11 protein-coding genes are annotated in these 15,680 nt (G+C 66.2%); 4 read left to right on the top strand and 7 right to left on the bottom strand.

Features of this window, described 5'->3' with window-relative positions:
• The first annotated feature begins 61 nt into the window (after positions 1-61).
• Positions 62-373: a DUF1272 domain-containing protein gene (locus ACQR07_RS08160; protein ID WP_434901814.1), complete on the top strand. Its 312-nt coding sequence runs from the start codon at positions 62-64 to the stop codon at positions 371-373.
• A 177-nt stretch (positions 374-550) separates the two neighbouring features.
• On the opposite strand, the gene fahA is transcribed toward ACQR07_RS08160, so the two are convergent.
• From fahA to ACQR07_RS08135, 5 genes are all read right to left on the bottom strand, one after another.
• Positions 551-1,828: a fumarylacetoacetase gene (fahA, locus tag ACQR07_RS08155; RefSeq protein WP_434901813.1), complete on the bottom strand. Its 1,278-nt coding sequence runs from the start codon at positions 1,826-1,828 to the stop codon at positions 551-553.
• Between the two features lie 200 nt (positions 1,829-2,028).
• The gene (hmgA, locus tag ACQR07_RS08150) at positions 2,029-3,375 is read right to left on the bottom strand and encodes a homogentisate 1,2-dioxygenase (RefSeq protein ID WP_434901812.1); all 1,347 of its coding nucleotides are present in this window, start codon (positions 3,373-3,375) and stop codon (positions 2,029-2,031) included.
• Positions 3,375-4,331 (bottom strand): MBL fold metallo-hydrolase, encoded by a 957-nt coding sequence (locus ACQR07_RS08145; protein ID WP_434901811.1) that lies wholly within the window; start codon positions 4,329-4,331, stop codon positions 3,375-3,377. The genes hmgA and ACQR07_RS08145 overlap by 1 nt, the downstream gene beginning before the upstream one ends.
• A 27-nt stretch (positions 4,332-4,358) precedes the next feature.
• Positions 4,359-4,586: a DUF2783 domain-containing protein gene (locus ACQR07_RS08140; RefSeq protein WP_434901810.1), complete on the bottom strand. Its 228-nt coding sequence runs from the start codon at positions 4,584-4,586 to the stop codon at positions 4,359-4,361.
• A 13-nt stretch (positions 4,587-4,599) separates the two neighbouring features.
• Positions 4,600-6,234, bottom strand: a complete 1,635-nt coding sequence (locus tag ACQR07_RS08135) for an FAD-dependent oxidoreductase (protein ID WP_434901809.1) — start codon at positions 6,232-6,234, stop codon at positions 4,600-4,602.
• 178 nt (positions 6,235-6,412) lie between these two features.
• On the opposite strand from ACQR07_RS08135, the gene ACQR07_RS08130 reads away from it, so the two are divergent.
• Positions 6,413-6,970: a MarR family winged helix-turn-helix transcriptional regulator gene (locus ACQR07_RS08130; RefSeq protein ID WP_434901808.1), complete on the top strand. Its 558-nt coding sequence runs from the start codon at positions 6,413-6,415 to the stop codon at positions 6,968-6,970.
• 1,043 nt (positions 6,971-8,013) lie between these two features.
• On the opposite strand, the gene ACQR07_RS08125 is transcribed toward ACQR07_RS08130, so the two are convergent.
• Both ACQR07_RS08125 and ACQR07_RS08120 read right to left on the bottom strand, forming a co-directional pair.
• Positions 8,014-10,470 carry an adenylate/guanylate cyclase domain-containing protein gene (locus ACQR07_RS08125; RefSeq protein ID WP_434901807.1) on the bottom strand — a complete coding sequence of 819 codons (2,457 nt, stop codon included), beginning with the start codon at positions 10,468-10,470 and terminating at the stop codon, positions 8,014-8,016.
• A gap of 254 nt (positions 10,471-10,724) precedes the next feature.
• Positions 10,725-12,821, bottom strand: coding sequence for an AsmA family protein (locus ACQR07_RS08120; protein WP_434901806.1), 2,097 nt, complete (start codon positions 12,819-12,821; stop codon positions 10,725-10,727).
• Between the two features lie 209 nt (positions 12,822-13,030).
• On the opposite strand from ACQR07_RS08120, the gene ACQR07_RS08115 reads away from it, so the two are divergent.
• A complete protein-coding gene (locus ACQR07_RS08115; protein WP_434901805.1) occupies positions 13,031-13,705 on the top strand; it encodes a Crp/Fnr family transcriptional regulator in 675 nt (224 codons plus the stop codon).
• Positions 13,706-14,047: 342 nt separating this feature from the next.
• Positions 14,048-15,676 (top strand): glycosyltransferase family 39 protein, encoded by a 1,629-nt coding sequence (locus tag ACQR07_RS08110; RefSeq protein WP_434901804.1) that lies wholly within the window; start codon positions 14,048-14,050, stop codon positions 15,674-15,676.
• The last annotated feature ends 4 nt before the right edge of the window (positions 15,677-15,680 follow it).

Raw genomic sequence — 15,680 nt, 5'->3', positions numbered from 1 at the left:
CCATTCCCCCTAGCCCATGCTTCTGCAACAATCGTCGCGTTCCCAGACCCGCGAGACGACCATGGCGCTGCAGCTTCGGCCCAACTGTGAGTACTGCGACAAGGACCTGCCGCCGTCCGCGACGGATGCGCGGATCTGCTCGTACGAATGCACCTTCTGCGCTGACTGCGTGGAGACGCAGCTGTTCAACGTCTGCCCGAACTGCGGCGGTGGCTTCGCGCCGCGGCCGATCCGGCCGGCGCGGGAATGGCGGGCTGGGGTCTGCACGGCGAAGCAGACACCGTCCGACAAGCGCGTGCATCTGAAATACGCGGACGAGGAGGTCGCGGCGTTCGTGGCTGGGGTGAAGGACGTCTTGCCGGAGAATCGCTGATCTCTCTCCTCGTCATTCCGGGGCGGCACGCAGAGCCGAGCCCGGAATCCATAGCCACCACTGGACGTGTGGATGGAATGCATAGCCACGAGCAGCTCGCACGACATGTCCGCCTGTGAGTATGGATTCCGGGCTCGCGCTGCGCGCGCCCCGGAATGACGGCGGTGGATGAGGTAGCTATTCGGCGGCTGCAACGATCGTACCCTCGACCTCGCCGAAGCCGACGCGGTAGCCCTGCCCCTGGCACCAGCCGCGCATCACGAGAGAATCACCATCCTCCAGAAACGTACGCTTCACCCCGCCGGCGAGTTCGAGCGGCTCGGTGCCGTTCCAGCTGATCTCCAGAAGGCTGCCGCGCTGATGCTTCTCCGGGCCGGAGATCGTGCCGCTGCCCAGGAGATCGCCGACGCTCATGGCGCAGCCGGACGAGGCGTGGTGCATCAGCTGCTGCACGCTCGACCAGTACATGTACTTGAAGTTGGTCTGCGAGATGGTCTGCGCGGCGTTGCTGCCATCAGCACGCAGGGCCACATCGAGCGCGAGATCGTAGTTCTGCGCGGCCTTCTGCTGCAGATAGGGCAGCGGCGTCGGGTCCTGCGCCGGTCCGGCGATACGGAACGGCTCAAGCGCTTCCCGCGTGACGACCCATGGGCTGATCGAGGTCGCGAACGCCTTGGCCTGGAACGGCCCGAGCGGCACATATTCCCATTGCTGGATGTCGCGCGCGCTCCAGTCGTTGAGCAGCACGAAGCCGAAGATCATCGCCTCAGCCTGCGCCTTGCTGAGCATCTCGCCGAGCGCCGACGACTGGCCGATGACGACGCCCATCTCCAGCTCGAAATCGAGCCGCTTGCACGGACCGAAGCTCGGGACATCAGCGCTCGGCGGCTTCAGCTGGCCACGGGGACGGCGCACCTTGGTGCCGGACACTATCACCGTCGAGGCGCGGCCGTTGTAGCCGATCGGCATGTGCAGCCAGTTCGGCTGCAGCGCATTGTCCTTGCCGCGGAACATCACGCCGACATTGGTGGCGTGCTCCTTCGATGAGTAGAAATCGGTGTAACCTGCGACATGGAATGGCAGGTGCATCGTCACGTTCGAGCGCGGCAGCAGCGCCCGGCTGCGCAGCGGCTTGTCGTCGCGCAGCCGCGGATTGTCGTCGCGAAGCAGCGCACTGATCGCGGCCCGCGTCTTCGACCACACGGCGGGACCGAGCGTCATGAAGGCGTTGAGCGAGGCTTGCGCGAACACTTCGTAGGCCGGCGAGAGATCGAGCAGACCTTCGTCTTCCAGAACGGCGAGATCGAGCACGAACTCTCCGACTGCCACGCCGACGCGTTGCTTCGGCGAGTCGGCGGCGGAGAACACGCCATAGGGCAGGTTCTGGATCGGGAAGTCGGACGACGGATCGACCGGGATGAACGAGCGGAGCGAGGGGTCGTTGGGGTGGGTCACGTTGTGTTCCTGCGTTCGCGCCAAGCCTTCCGGCGTCATTCCGGGGCGGCCCGCAGGGCCGAGCCCGGGATCCATAGCCACAGGAAGATGTGTGAGGCGAGTTGGTTGTGGCTCAGCTTTCCATCCACACGGCCTGTCGTGGTTATGGATTCCGGGCTCGCCGCTGTCGCGGCGCCCCGGAATGACGGCGAGAGTCTTTGTTATGGCCGGTTCGGATCGAACCGCTTCTCCAATCCATTCCAACAATCGGCGTAGTCGCTCTGCAAGGTCCCGGACTCCGCGGCATGCTTGGTGATCCGCTGCGGGAAGCGGGTCTCGAACATGAAGGCCATTGTGCCGGTGAGCTTCACGGGCTTCAGCTCGCCATTGCTGGCGTGGTCGAACGCCTCGCGATCCGGGCCATGCGGCAGCATGCAGTTGTGCAGGCTCATGCCGCCCGGCACGAAGCCCTGCGGCTTCGCATCGTACACGCCGTAGATCAGGCCCATGAACTCGGACATGATGTTCATGTGATACCACGGCGGGCGGAAGGTGTTGTCGGCCACCATCCAGCGCTCCGGGAAGATCACGAAGTCGATGTTCGCGGTGCCGGCGGTCTCCGAAGGCGAGGTCAGCACGGTGAAGATCGACGGATCCGGGTGATCGAAGCCGATGGCGCCGACCGGCGAGAACGTCCGCAGATCGTATTTGTAGGGCGCGTAGTTGCCGTGCCAGGCGACGACGTCGATCGGCGAGTGCTTCAGCTCGGTCTTGAACAGCGCGCCGCCCCACTTCACGTAGAGCTCGGTCGGCGTGTCCTTGTCCTCGTACGAGGCGACCGGCGTCAGGAAGTCGCGGGCATTGGCGAGACAGTTGGCGCCGATCGGGCCGCGCTCCGGCAAAGTGAACGCGCCGCCGTAGTTCTCGCAGAGATAACCGCGCGCAGGTCCCGCCGGAATCTCGACCCGGAATTTCACGCCGCGCGGGATCACGACGATTTCGCCAGGCTCGGCGTCGATGCGGCCGAACTCGGTGACGAACAGCAGGCGGCCCTGCTGCAGCACGAACATCAGCTCGCCATCGGCATTGTAGAAGTGCTGGTCGACCATCGACTTGGTGATGACGTAGACATGCGTCGCCATGCCGGCCTGCGTCGCGGCGTCGCCGGCGGTCGTCATGGTCTGTACGCCCTGCAGGAACGTGACCTCGCCCGATGGCATCGGCGTCGGATCCCAGCGCAGCTGCTGCACGGTGATCTCCTGCTCGTGGCACGGCGCGGTGCGCCACAGCCCGGCATCGACCTTCGCGAAGCGGCCGGAGTGCTTTACCGACGGGCGGATGCGATACAGCCAGGAGCGCTCGTTGGAGCCGCGCGGCGCCGTGAATGGCGAGCCGGACAGCTGCTCGGCATAGAGCCCGTAGGCGCAGCGCTGCGGCGAGTTGCGCCCGATCGGCAGTGCGCCGGGCAGCGCCTCAGTCTCGAACGAATTGCCGAATCCGGACATGTAGCCCGGGGTGACCTGGCCTGAGGCGCGATGAAGTTGGTCAGGCGATGTGTTGACGTTCATCATCCTTCTCCTTGCAGGCGGGCCCACATCTCGCGGTCGCGTTCGGCGGTCCAGATCACGGGATCGTCGATGCCGCTGGCTTCGTCATAGGCGCGCGACACGTTGAACGGCAGGCAGTGCTCGTAGATCGCGAAGCTCGAGAACTTGGGATCCATGACCTCGCGGGTCGCGGCCATCGACTCCTTGAGACTGCGTCCCTTGGCGACCGACAACTCGGCCGCGCCATACAGCGAACTGACGAAGTCGCGCGTCATCGCGATCGCCTCGCGCACGGTGGCCTCGCCCTTCAGCGCATCGCCTCGGCCGGGCGCGATCGCCTTGGGATTGAAGTCGCGGATCTCGTTCAGGGTCGACGGCCATTCGCGCAAATAAGCGTCGCCGCAATAGCAGGCCGAGTGATATTCGATGAGATCGCCTGAAAACATCACCTCGGCGTCCGGCACCCAGGCAACGATATCGCCCGAGGTGTGGCCGGCGCCGAGCTGGATCAGCTGCACCTCGCGCTTGCCGAGATGGATCATCATCTCGCCCTCGAACGTGAGCGTCGGCCAGGTCAGGCCGGGAATGCTCTCGGCGTCCTGGAACAGCCGCGGGAAACGGCCATACTCGGAATCCCAATCCTGCTGGCCGCGCTCGACGATCAGCCGGTGCGTCTCCTGCGAGGCGACGATGCCCTGCGCGTGATAGGCCGAGGCGCCGAGCACGCGCACGGCGTGATAATGCGACAGCACGACATATTTGATCGGCTTGTCGGTGACCGTCTTCACTCGCTCGATCACCTTGCCCGCCATCGCCGGCGTCGCCTGCGCGTCGAACACGATGCAGCCGTCGTCGCCGACGATCACGGCCGAGTTCGGATCGCCCTCCGCCGTGAAGGCATAGAGGTCCGGGCCGATCTCGGAGAAGGTGACCTTCTTCTCGGCCATGTCGGTGGTGGATGCGAAACCTTTCGCCATCAGTTCATTCCCTGTGTACGCCGCAGCCTATTGCTGCTGCTGTTGTTGCTGTTGACTGGTATCGGCCATGCTGCGTTTCGCGAGCGCGATCGCCCCGTGCAGCACGCCGATGTCGCCGATGTGATTGGCGAGGATCAGGACCAATGCCGCATCGAGATCGGCGCTTTCGAGGTCCGAGAGGCCGCGATGGGCTTCGACGATGGCGCGAAAGGCATCGTCGGGCTTGGCGAAATTGGACGCAGTCGAGAGTGACATCGGTGCGGCTCCCTCAGTTGATCCGGCAAGCGCGCGCGACCGCGGCTTCGATCGCGGCACGGCTGGGGTGCCGGAAGCGCGCCGCGACATAGCCGTCCGGGCGCAACAGATAGGATGTGCCGGGTTCCGCAGCGTAGCGCCGGCCCGCAAAGCCCTCGCTGTCGGCAAGCCCATCCGGGCCACCAATGCTGACGACACCGACGTCGTCGGGCACGTCGATGGCCCCGCCATTGGCAAACGACAGCAGGGTGAAGCGACGGCCGAGAGCATTGAACGCATCGGTGAGATGAAGCTGCCGTCCGTCCGCAGCCCTGAGCGGCGCATCCGGCATCGATGTTCCCGGGCAGGGCCCGGCCTGCCAGACGGCTTCGTCCTCGGTCGACAACGGCGTATCATAGACCGAAGGAACCGACAGCCGGCCGCCATTGACCATGCGCTTGCCGAACTCGGTCTCCCGGGCGAGCGCGAGCACCACCTTGCGCAACCGGGCTTCCTGGTGTGAGTTCGGCGCCATGAAATCCGTGGCCCTCGTGGACTCCCGGATGTTTTCGTCGGCGGCCGCGCTCCGCTCCAGATGATAGGTCTCGAGCAGCGCCTCAGGCGAGGATCCGCTCAGCACGCGGTCGAGCTTCCAGGCCAGGTTCTCCGCGTCCTCAAGTCCCGAATTGGCGCCGCGCGCCCCGAACGGCGAGACCTGATGGGCGGAGTCGCCCGCGAAGATCACGCGGCCGTGGATGAACCGCTCCATGCGACGGCACTGGAATTTGTAGAGCGAGATCCATTCGAATTCGAACTGATCGTGACCGAGCATGCGCGCAATGCGCGGACGGACGTTGTCAGGCTGCTTTTCCACGATCGGATCGGCAAAGCGGCTGAGCTGCAGATCGATGCGCCAGATATCATCGGGCTGGCGATGCAGCAGCGCCGAGCGTCCGGCGTGGAACGGCGGATCGAACCAGAACCAGCGCTCAGTCGGGAACTCCGCCGTCATCTTGACGTCGGCGATCAGGAACTGATCCTCGAACACTTTTCCCGAGAAGCCGGCGCCGACCATCTGGCGCAGCGACGAGCGCGCGCCGTCACAGGCGATGACATATTGGGCCGACACACGATAGGGGCCGTCCGGCGTCTCGATCGTCAGCACCGCGTGATCATTGCGCTGTTCCAACGCCGTCACCTTGTTGCGCCAGCGCAGTGAGATCGACGGCAGCGCGTTGACGCGGTCGACCAGGTAGGCCTCGGCGTAGAACTGCTGCAGGTTGATGAAGGCCGGCCGCTTGTGGCCGGGCTCCGGCAGCAGGTTGAACTGATAGAGCTCGGACGGGCCGTGGAAGATGCGGCCGACGTTCCAGACCACGCCCTTGTCGACCATGCGGTCGCCGACGCCGAGGCGGTCCCAGTAATCCAGCGAACGCTTGGAAAAGCAGATCGCGCGCGAGCCCTCGCCGATGCGGTCGGCGTCGTCGAGCACGACGACCGCATGGCCGCGTTGCGCGAGATCGATCGCGAACGACAGGCCGACGGGACCGGCGCCCACCACGACGACGGGATGCTCGGCCGGCGTGGCCTGATCCTGATCGCGGTGTCTGATATAGCCGAACTGAACCTTTGCCTGGCTCGCGCCCTGCCCCGGATTGGTCTGCACCATGGCTTGCTCGCCTTATGGTTTCTTGAAGATCGAAGCGACCGACATTTCCTCAGGTGAGGCCTGCGTCCAGCTTGCCAGACGACCGACTTCCAGATTGTCTTGCCAGATAGTCTCACCTGCAACTATTCTAAAGCCGACGGCCTCGGCCGCGTCAACTCAAAAAAATCGGAGCGCGAACGTGGCGACCTCACCCACCGCGGCGTCCAGGCGGCCGGCGAAACCCGCCGACGGCGAGCAGAATGCCGCACTGCCGCAGGGCGAGGAGCGGCTCGATCTGTTCAAGTTCGCGCCGTTCCGGCTCAATCGGCTGGCCGCCGAGGTCAGCGCCGCGCTGGCGAGCGAGTATCGCGAGCGCTATCGCCTCGACATTCCGGAATGGCGGGTGCTGGCGACGCTCGGCTTCCGCCGCGAGGCCTGCAGCGCGCAATATGTCGCAGCCTGCACCCGCACCCACAAATCAACTATCAGCCGCGCGGTGACGTCGCTCCTGGAACGCCGCCTGATCGAGCGGGTCGAGAATGCCGAGGACCGGCGCGAGTTTCGCCTGCGGCTGACGCGCAAGGGCAAGACCCTGTACGAGGAACTGATCCCGCGCCTGCAGCAGCGCGAACGCGAGATCATGGCGTGTTTGTCGGCGGACGAGCGCAAGGTGTTCGACCGGCTGATCGGCAAGATCGAGGCGAGCCTGGATCTGATCCAGACCAGCGAGGAAGCCGACGCCAAGCAGGCCTATTAGTTGCGAAAACGTAGGGTGGGCAAAGCGTCGCCGAAGGCGACGCGTGCCCACCGTTCTTCGTCAAACGATCGCGGTGGGCACGGCGCGCGACAGCGTAGTCCAGCAACGAACACCTCCCAGGCGCCTTTGCCCACCCTACGGCAGCTGGGCGGTCATAACTGATCCCAGCGTCGTCATTGCGAGGAGCAAAGCGACGAAGCAATTCAGAGCCGCAGACTCGGCCCCTGGATTGCTTCGCTGCGCTCGCAATGACGGGTGTTGAACCAGCGTCACAGCTAACAATCATTGCACACGCTGAGTTGCCGAACGAAACGGCATCAACACACTCCGCCGTCATCCCGGCGAACGCCGGGATCCATAACCACAGGGAGTTGTTTGGGGCAGGCTGGTGGTTGGCATCTCGCAACTCACATCCGCCGCGGCGTATGGATCCCGGATCGGCGCCGCGACGTGCTTCGCGCGTCACGGCTTGTCCGGAACGACGATGGTGGGTGGGGCGCATTCACGATTCAAACAGCGAAGTTCGGTCAGATTCATGGAAGTGCTGTCTCGCGGCACATGATGCCCGAGATGATCCATCAGTTCGTCCCTCGCGAGAACGCAAGGGCGCAGGGAATGCCGGGTGAAGGCCTCACCCATGGCCCGCCTGCGAAAAAAATGCAGGCGGCAGGTACCACAGGTTCAGCCGAACATCCGGCATTCCCTGCGCGATGGGCTTACGGCTGCTTCGCGATCTCCCCGGTGCACCGGCTCGTTGGCCACCGTCGTCCACGCCGTGCATCACCAGCGGCGCGAACTTGACCTCAGCTTCGGGAGGCCAGGACCACGCGACTTGACCGTCCGCAAGCGCCCGTTCGTCCGCACATCCGGTCAGGACATGCTGCGAGCTCTCGCGGCCATCGCATCCCCGCCTCGCGTGTCGTGACGATCGCGCGCTACGCCCCTTGCATCGAGACGGGATGCGCGAAGGTAATCATAATTTCCGATAAATTTTTTTCGGAAACAATGAGGCCTCATGGTTCGAGACGCGACGGCTCACGGCCTCATGTCGCCTGTGACCGGCGCCGCTCCGCGGCCACATCGACGGTCTCGGTGCCCTCTTCACGCCAGCGCAGGATCTCCATCGCCAGCACCGGGTGGTTGAAGCCCTTCAGGTGCAGATCGTCGATCGGCCTGGCGTCGACCGATTGCTCGACGACGCCGAACACGCGGCGTGAGACGATCACCTGGCCGGCCTTGGCCTCGTCGCACAGCCGGGAGGCGAGGTTGGTGACGCTGCCGATGGCGGCGTATTCCAGCCGGTGCTCGAAGCCGACCTGGCCGATCGTGGCGTAGCCGAGCGCGATGCCGACGCCGAAGCCCAGGCTGTGGCCGCGGTTCTTCCAGCGCTCGGTCAGCCCGCCGATCTCCTCGCGCATCTCCAGCGCCATCTTCACCGCGCGGGTGGCGTGGTCGTCGAACGGGATCGGCGCGTTGAACAGGATCATCACGCCGTCGCCGGCGTAGCGGTCGAGCGTGCCCTCATATTTGAAGATCAGCTTGCCGAGCGCTGCGTGATATTCGCGCAGCACATTCATCGCCTCTTCCGGCTCGGTGGTCTCCGTGAACGCGGTGAAGCCGCGCAGATCGCAGAACACCACGGTCACCTCGCGGCGATGGCTTTCCAGCAGCGCATCATGACCATCCGAGGAGGCGATGATCTGCGCGACCTGCGGCGCCAGGAAGCGCTCGAGCCTGCGGATACGCTCGATCTCGGCGAGCTGCTTCTCGACCCTGTCCTCCAGCGACTTGTTCCATTCGCGCAGCTGCTCGGTCTGCTCGGTGAGCTTCGCCGCCTGCTGCTGCACGGTGCCGTGCGCCAGCGCCAGCTCGCGGCCCTTCTGATCGACCTCGGTGAACAGCCGCGCGTTGCGCATCGCCAGCACCGCCTGGTGGGCGAAGGTGCGCATCAGGCCGATCAGGTTTGCCGGAAACGCGCCGGCCGTCCGCCTGAGCACGACGAGCGCGCCGAGCACGCCCTGCTGATCGACCAGCGGCGTGAACAGCACGGCATGAAAGCCTGCCGCCACTGCAACGTCGCGCAGCGGATGGTCGGGCGCGGTCTGGAGCTCGGCAATCGCGATCGGCTCGCCGCTGCGGACCGACTCGGCCAGCAGGCTCGCTTCCTCATCCAGCGTATTGTAGGCCGCATCCTGGGCGCGGCCGATGCCCTTGGCTTCCACCAGCTTGAAGCTGCGCGTCGCAGCCTCGTAGGAATAGATCAGGACCGCGTCGGCATGGGTGATTTCGAGCGCGCGCGCCGCCACCGTGGGCAGCACCGCGTTGACATCGAGCGAGGACGACACCGCGCGCCCGACCTCTTCCAGCACCTTCAGCTCGTTGATCGATTGGGCGAGATCGCGCGTGCGCTCCTCGACCTTGGCTTCCAGGACCGCGTAGGACTGCGCGAGTTGGCCCGCCATGCTGTTGAACTGATCGGCCAGCTCCTCCAGTTCGTCGTGGGTCTTCACCTCGATGCGCTGGTCGAAATCTCCCGCGCCCAATCGGCGCGCACCGGCGCGCAAGGCCGTGATCGGAACGAGCATCCGGCGCGCCAGCAACGAGCCGGCCAGCGTCGCCACGGCGAGGCCGAGCGCGATCAGCAGCGCGCCACGCAGCAGCTGATCGCGGATCGGCGCCAGCGCATGCGCCGTCGATTGCTCGAAGAACACCGCCCAGCCGAGCTTGGGCAGCGTCGCGGCTGCCGACAGCACCGCGCGCCCCTCACTGTCGGTGCCGGAGGCCAGCGGCTGTCCGTCGGGCGCGAGCACCGCCGCGACCTGCGACAGCTTGGACAGATCCTGCCCCACGGCCGGCCCCTTCGTCGAGCTCGCCAGCACCAGACCCTTGGGATCGACCATATAGGCGACCCCGACCTTGCCGACCTGCGCCTCGGTCATGAAGTCGTCGAGAAAGTCGAGATCGATGTCGGCCACCGTCACGCCGGCGTTGAAGCCGGAATGCGCGACCGAGATCGACATCATCGGCTGCGCGCCCTTGAAGGTGACGGCCGAGAAATTGCTGCCATGTGTGACGGTTTCGGTGAAGCGCAGGTCGCGCGACAGGTCGGTGCCCGACGAGAACGAGATCGAGGTGCGGGAGACCCGGAGCTGCTCGCGTCCCTGGCCGTCGAGCTGATAGAGCTGCCGCACGGCCGGCGCCTGGCTCAAGAGCTGCACATAGTCGGCGCGGCGGTCCTCCAGCGTCTTGGCACTCGCGCGCGTCACCCAGCTGATCTGGCGCTGCAGGTCGGACACTGCCTGGTCGATCCGCCGCGCGCTCGCATCGGCCTTCTCGGCCATCGCGGCCGTCAGGCTCGCCTTGGTGGCCTGATAGCTGATCCAGGTCTCGGTCGCGCCGTTCACCGCCAGCACGAACACCACGAGCCCGACCAGCGAGACGACATATTTGGCGAACAGGCCCTGCCGCAGCGACCAGCCTCTGTTCTCGACCTCGTTCATCCGGACCCCTCGCGCGTCTTCGCCGAGGCTAAAACCCCGGACGGGCGCGTTCGCTGCCATCCTCGCGGCAGCGACACTCTGGCGGCAGCACCAGTCTGCTCTGAGCGATTTCGCCGCCGGCCCTGGTCTAGCACAGAATGTGAGGCGAGGCGGGCTCGCTGGCGGACGTCGGCCATGTCCGTTGATGGTCGCATGGGCGGCGACAATCCTCCTCCCCCATTCGGAGGAGGCCATCAAAAGATTGAGGTCTTATGCTACCGGTTGAAAATCCGCTTGAGAACGTCGTTCATCGGTTGGCTGTCCTGCGCGCTGTCCGGAGATGGCTCGGACCGATCCCGCGAGGTCTGGTCCGGCTCGGCCTGCGGCGCCGGATTGGCCTGCGGCGGCTGCAGCAGCGGAGCGCCGCCCTCGGAAGGCACCACGGTCCGGCCGCGGCTTCTGGGCTGCGGCTGCGTGCCGCCCTGCTGCAGTCCCTGCTGGATCAGATTGCCGATCGCCGCACCAAGCTGGCCGCCGAGCAGATCGGATTGACCCGCAGCGGGCGCCTGCGTGTTCGGAGCCGTGCCTGAGGGGGGCGTGGTGCCGGCGTTGGGCGCGGCGCCCCCAAGCAGGCCGCCGAGGCCGTTGATCAGGTTGTTGAGCCCGGCGCCATCCTTGCCGAACAGGCCCTGCCCCATCTGCTTGAGCTTGGCATAGGCCGCATCCGGATTGTCGAGGATGCCGGCCATGTCGGGATAGAAGCGCGGCTGGCTCCACGGGCCTTCGATCACGACGGGAATGCCGAGACCGACCGGATCCGAGGCGCGGCCCTGGCCTTCCGTCGTCATCACCAGCTTCGGCTCGACGCGCATGGCCAGCGCCCGATTGCCGAGATCGATCGTGCCGCCGCCCGTCACCTTCACCAGCGGCCCGATCAGATTGAGGTCGCTGGTCGCCGCCTGGCCGCGCTCGACCTGGAACGAGGCCGAGAGCTGGGTCAGGTCGGTCGACAAGTCCTTGGCGTCCTGCCAGCCCGACAGCGGATTGGTGGTCAGCGAGCGGATCATCTGCGCGATGTTGATGCCGCGGATCACGCCGTCCTGGAACAGCAGAAACGCCGAGCCGCTCAGATTGCTCATGATCGCCTGCTGGCTCGCGCCGGTCGAGCGCAGCGCCAGCTTGCCCTGCAGCCGGGCGTCGAGCTTGTCGAACTCGGCGAGGTTTTGCAGCAACGGCAGCGCCCGGATGCCGACGAGATCACAATGCATCGCGTAGGCCGGATTGCCGGTGGAGGCGTCGACGACGAGCTCACCGCTGGCCTGCCCGCCATAGGCGCCGAGATTGGCGATGGTCGCCTTCAGCAAGCCGCCGGCCAGCGACGCCTCGACATCGAGCGGACCGAGGCGCGCTCCGGCGACGCCGACATCCGTCGCCGACAGCTTCACGCGCGCATCGACATAGTTGAGACCGCGCAGATCGATCGCCGCCGTGCTCCAGCCGGGAGTACCCGCGGCGCGATGTGTCGCCGGACTGCCAATATCCAGCCGGCGCACGTCGAGATCGAGCTTCACCAGCGGCTTGCTGGCGAGATCGACCGAGGCCCAGCCATTGAAGTCGCCATCCCCAAGCGTGCCGCTGAGGCCGTTGATCATCACCACGGGCCCGTTGAGCCGGACGTCGGCGCGGCCGGCCAGCACGCCGCGGAATGCGCTGGCCATGCCGATCTTGAACTCGACCGGCAGCGTCTGCCGGTCCACCGGCATTGCCGGCGCGGCCGCCGTGATGTCGAACGTCACGGGGCTGCCGCCGGCCTGGGCGGTCCCGGTGATCTTGATCTTGCCGTCGCTCAGCGAGGCCGCCGCGCCGATGCCGTCGAGCCGGTTCTCGACCCGGTCGCGCGGGTTGGACAGAATGACGGCGCCGTCCTTGACCGTGACCCGCTCGATCCGGACGGCGGGCGCCGCCTCCGGCTTCGCCGCCGAGCGGGCACGCGGCGCAGTGTCCCGCAGGCGCTCGCGCAGCAGCGGCATATACAGGGTCGGCTTCTCGATGATGATGTCGCTGATGTCGGGCCGGCCGGACCACAGGCTCGACAGCGTCATGTCCGCCTGCAGCCTGCCGATGGTCAGCCGATTGCTGCCGTCCCGATCCTTCGCATCCTGCAGCGTGATATCGGTCAGCGTTGCACGCAGCGATGGCCACACGCTGACGCTCGCGGAACCCGCCACGCTCAGGCGATAACCGGTGTCGCGCTCGACGCGGTCCTGGATGGCCACCGTCAGGAAGCCCGCCGGCAGTCCGAACGCGAGCGCCAGTGCGATCACGACGATGACGGCGCCAACCAACCCGCCAGCGATCTTCAATGCCTTCATGTCGATGTCCCAATCGCGGCGCGCGAGCGGCCTACACGGGTTAGCATGCGGCAACGCCAACCCGGTTCAAATTCAATCTCGGAACCAGAGCCGCCCCGACAGCGACCAAACTAGTCGGAAGCCCACGCGCCTTTATGTGACTTATGACACACTTCTGCCGGAGGGGTTTCGGTAACTGGGGCTTTCAAACCATTGCTATGGGTATACCGATGAGCAAGCAGGCCGAATTTGCGGTCATTCTGAAGATGAACCCGATGTTCGCCGACCTCGGTGCCGACGAGCTTCAGCGCATCTCGAACCTGTGCCACACCCAGCACCTCTCCGCGGGGGAGGTGCTGTTCCAGAAGGGCGACCCCGGCAATGCCCTGTTCGGGGTCCGGCGCGGCCAGGTCCGCATCGAGACCGGTGCGACCGATGGCAGCCGGCTGACGCTCAACTTCATGGGACCGGGCGATCTGTTCGGCGAGGTCGCGGTGCTCGACGGGCAGGAGCGCACTGCGGACGCGACGGCGGGAGAGGTCACCGAACTGTTCGTGCTCCGGCGCGAGGATTTCCTGAGCTTCCTGGAGCGCGAGCCGAAGGTCGCGATCAAGATCATCCAGCTGTTGTGCCAGCGCATCCGCTGGCAGAGCGAGCGGATGGAGGAGTCGGTGCTGCAGCCGCTGCCGATTCGCCTCGCGCGCCGGCTGTGCGCGCTGGCCGAGGATTTCGGCTCCGAGGTGCACATCTCGCAGGAGCAGCTCGGCATCTTCGTCGGCGCCGCGCGCGAGAGCGTCAACCGTCAGCTCCAGGCCTGGCGCAAGGACAAGATCCTCGACCTGCAACGCGGCCGCATCCTGCTGCACGACCTGACCAGGCTCAACACCATCGCCCGCAACGAGTAGTCGACGACGCGCGTCAGCGCGTCGCGCGGTCTGACGCGGCCGCGCCGGCTCACACATCGTCGTGTCGAGCAGTCTCGCCAGCGCAAGCGCCGGCGCAGCGTGCAACGAATCCGTCGATTCCTGGTCGGGTTCGCGGCGGGAATCGCGCGCTGTGCTGCTGCAGGTAACATCGGCGGCCAAACATGATCGCATTTGGGCCACCACGGCTCACGATTTGCGACATGAACGCTTTTTAACAGTTCTAACCAGGGGTCGATCCGGCAGCAGCGATGTCCCTCACCGGTGTGCTCGCGCGCGCCGGCGGGCTTGCCGCGCCAGAACAACTGAGTTGGAAGCGACGTCATGAGCCTTGCGTTACCGGCAATCGTGATCGAGACAGGCGGCTCGATTGCCAGGTGGCGCAGGGCTCTTTCGGCCTGGATCGACGCCGTCGACGACTGCTGGACCGTGTCGCTGCTGATCGTCGGGTTCGTTGCGGCCTGGATGGCGTATTTTTCGATTGCCTATGTCGGAGGCGATCTCCACCAGGATGTGATCGAGACCTGGTCGCTGGGGCGCAGCTTCGACTGGGGCTCGACCAAGCACCCGCCGCTGATGAGCTGGGTGGCGCGGGCCTGGACGGCCGTGTTCCCGCTGACGAACTGGTCCTTCAACCTGCTGGCGCTGGTCAACGCGGCGATCGGCTTGTGGGCCGTCGACCTGATCACGCGGCGTTTCGCGCGCGGCGACAAGCGCCTCATCGTGCTGCTGTTGCTGATGCTGCCGCCGATCTATCAACTGCACGCGCAGCGCTTCAATGCGAACGCCGTGCTGCTGTCGACCTGGCCGCTCGCGACCTGGTGCTTCCTGCGCTCGTTCGAGACCCGCCACGCCGGCTGGGCGGTCGCTGCCGGCGTGACCGCCGCGTTCGCCATGCTCGGCAAATACTACTCGATCTTCCTGATCGGCAGCTTCGCGGTCGCCGCCCTGTGCCACCGCGAGCGGCGGGCCTATTTCGGCTCGGCCGCGCCGTGGATCGCGTCGCTCGCCGGACTGGTCGTACTGGCGCCCCACCTGATCTGGCTGGCCGAGACCGGTGCGCAGCCGTTCTCGCACGCGATCGAACATCACGTCGGCAAAACGCACGCGGCCGCCCTGGTGGAAGCCGCGGGCTTCGTGCTGGCGATGGCCGGCATCGTCGGCATCCCCGGGCTGATATGGCTGGCCATGACCCGCCCTCGCCCCGCGCGCGTGCTGAACGATGCGCTCAGTCTCGGCTCCGGGCTGCGGCTGATCGCCATGATCAGCTTCGGCACCGTTCTGTTTCCGGCCCTGGTGTCCGCGACCTTCGGCACCGACATGCCACCGCTCTGGGGCCTGCAGGGGGTGTTCCTGTTCGTCATCGTCATCGTCTGCGGCGCCAGCTATCAGGCTCCGCGCGACCACACGATCAATCTCGCCGCGATCACGTTGGCGATCGCGGCGCTGGCCGTCACCGTGGTTGCGCCGCTGCATGCGTTGTACCGGATCTACGTCCCGCTCAACGAGGGCCGCAATTTCTATGCACCCGCTGTGGCCGAGCTCGACCGGCTGTGGCGGACGGCGTCGGACCAGCCTCTCGCCATCGTCGGCGGCGACGATGGCCTGGCGTTCGCCGCGGCGTTCTACAGCCCTGACCATCCGCTCTACGAAATGAGCCTGGTGCATCCGTACGAGCTGCGGCTTCCCGATGCGGCGCTGAACCCGCAGGGCTGGGCGGCGCTGTGCTACGACACCGACGTCTCCTGCATCGCCGGCATGACGGCCGCGGCGGCGCGGGCGAAAGGCTCGGTGCGCGTCGGCTTCACGCTGCGGACCAAGCTGTTCGGCTGGCACGGTGCCAGCCAGGGATTTGTCGCGCTGATCGTGCCGCCTGCGATCACGCCGTCGAAGGAGCGCCCGGCCACTCCCGAGGATGTCAGCGCCCGCAGCCGCCTGCCTGAGACGGACTGAGCAA

This window comes from Bradyrhizobium sp. HKCCYLS20291 (genome assembly GCF_051167715.1).
Taxonomy (GTDB): domain Bacteria; phylum Pseudomonadota; class Alphaproteobacteria; order Rhizobiales; family Xanthobacteraceae; genus Bradyrhizobium.
Note: the sequence above shows the minus strand (reverse complement) of the source record. Positions and strands in the feature narration are given on the sequence as shown.

Excerpts from the sequence above, each read along its gene's own strand:
- ACQR07_RS08160 (WP_434901814.1), top strand. The coding sequence starts at position 62 with ATGGCGCTGCAGCTTCGGCCCAACTGTGAGTACTGCGACAAGGACCTG.
- hmgA (WP_434901812.1), bottom strand. The coding sequence starts at position 3,375 with ATGAACGTCAACACATCGCCTGACCAACTTCATCGCGCCTCAGGCCAG.
- ACQR07_RS08145 (WP_434901811.1), bottom strand. The coding sequence starts at position 4,331 with ATGGCGAAAGGTTTCGCATCCACCACCGACATGGCCGAGAAGAAGGTC.
- ACQR07_RS08140 (WP_434901810.1), bottom strand. The coding sequence starts at position 4,586 with ATGTCACTCTCGACTGCGTCCAATTTCGCCAAGCCCGACGATGCCTTT.
- ACQR07_RS08135 (WP_434901809.1), bottom strand. The coding sequence starts at position 6,234 with ATGGTGCAGACCAATCCGGGGCAGGGCGCGAGCCAGGCAAAGGTTCAG.
- ACQR07_RS08125 (WP_434901807.1), bottom strand. The coding sequence starts at position 10,470 with ATGAACGAGGTCGAGAACAGAGGCTGGTCGCTGCGGCAGGGCCTGTTC.
- ACQR07_RS08120 (WP_434901806.1), bottom strand. The coding sequence starts at position 12,821 with ATGAAGGCATTGAAGATCGCTGGCGGGTTGGTTGGCGCCGTCATCGTC.
- ACQR07_RS08115 (WP_434901805.1), top strand. The coding sequence starts at position 13,031 with ATGAGCAAGCAGGCCGAATTTGCGGTCATTCTGAAGATGAACCCGATG.
- ACQR07_RS08110 (WP_434901804.1), top strand. The coding sequence starts at position 14,048 with ATGAGCCTTGCGTTACCGGCAATCGTGATCGAGACAGGCGGCTCGATT.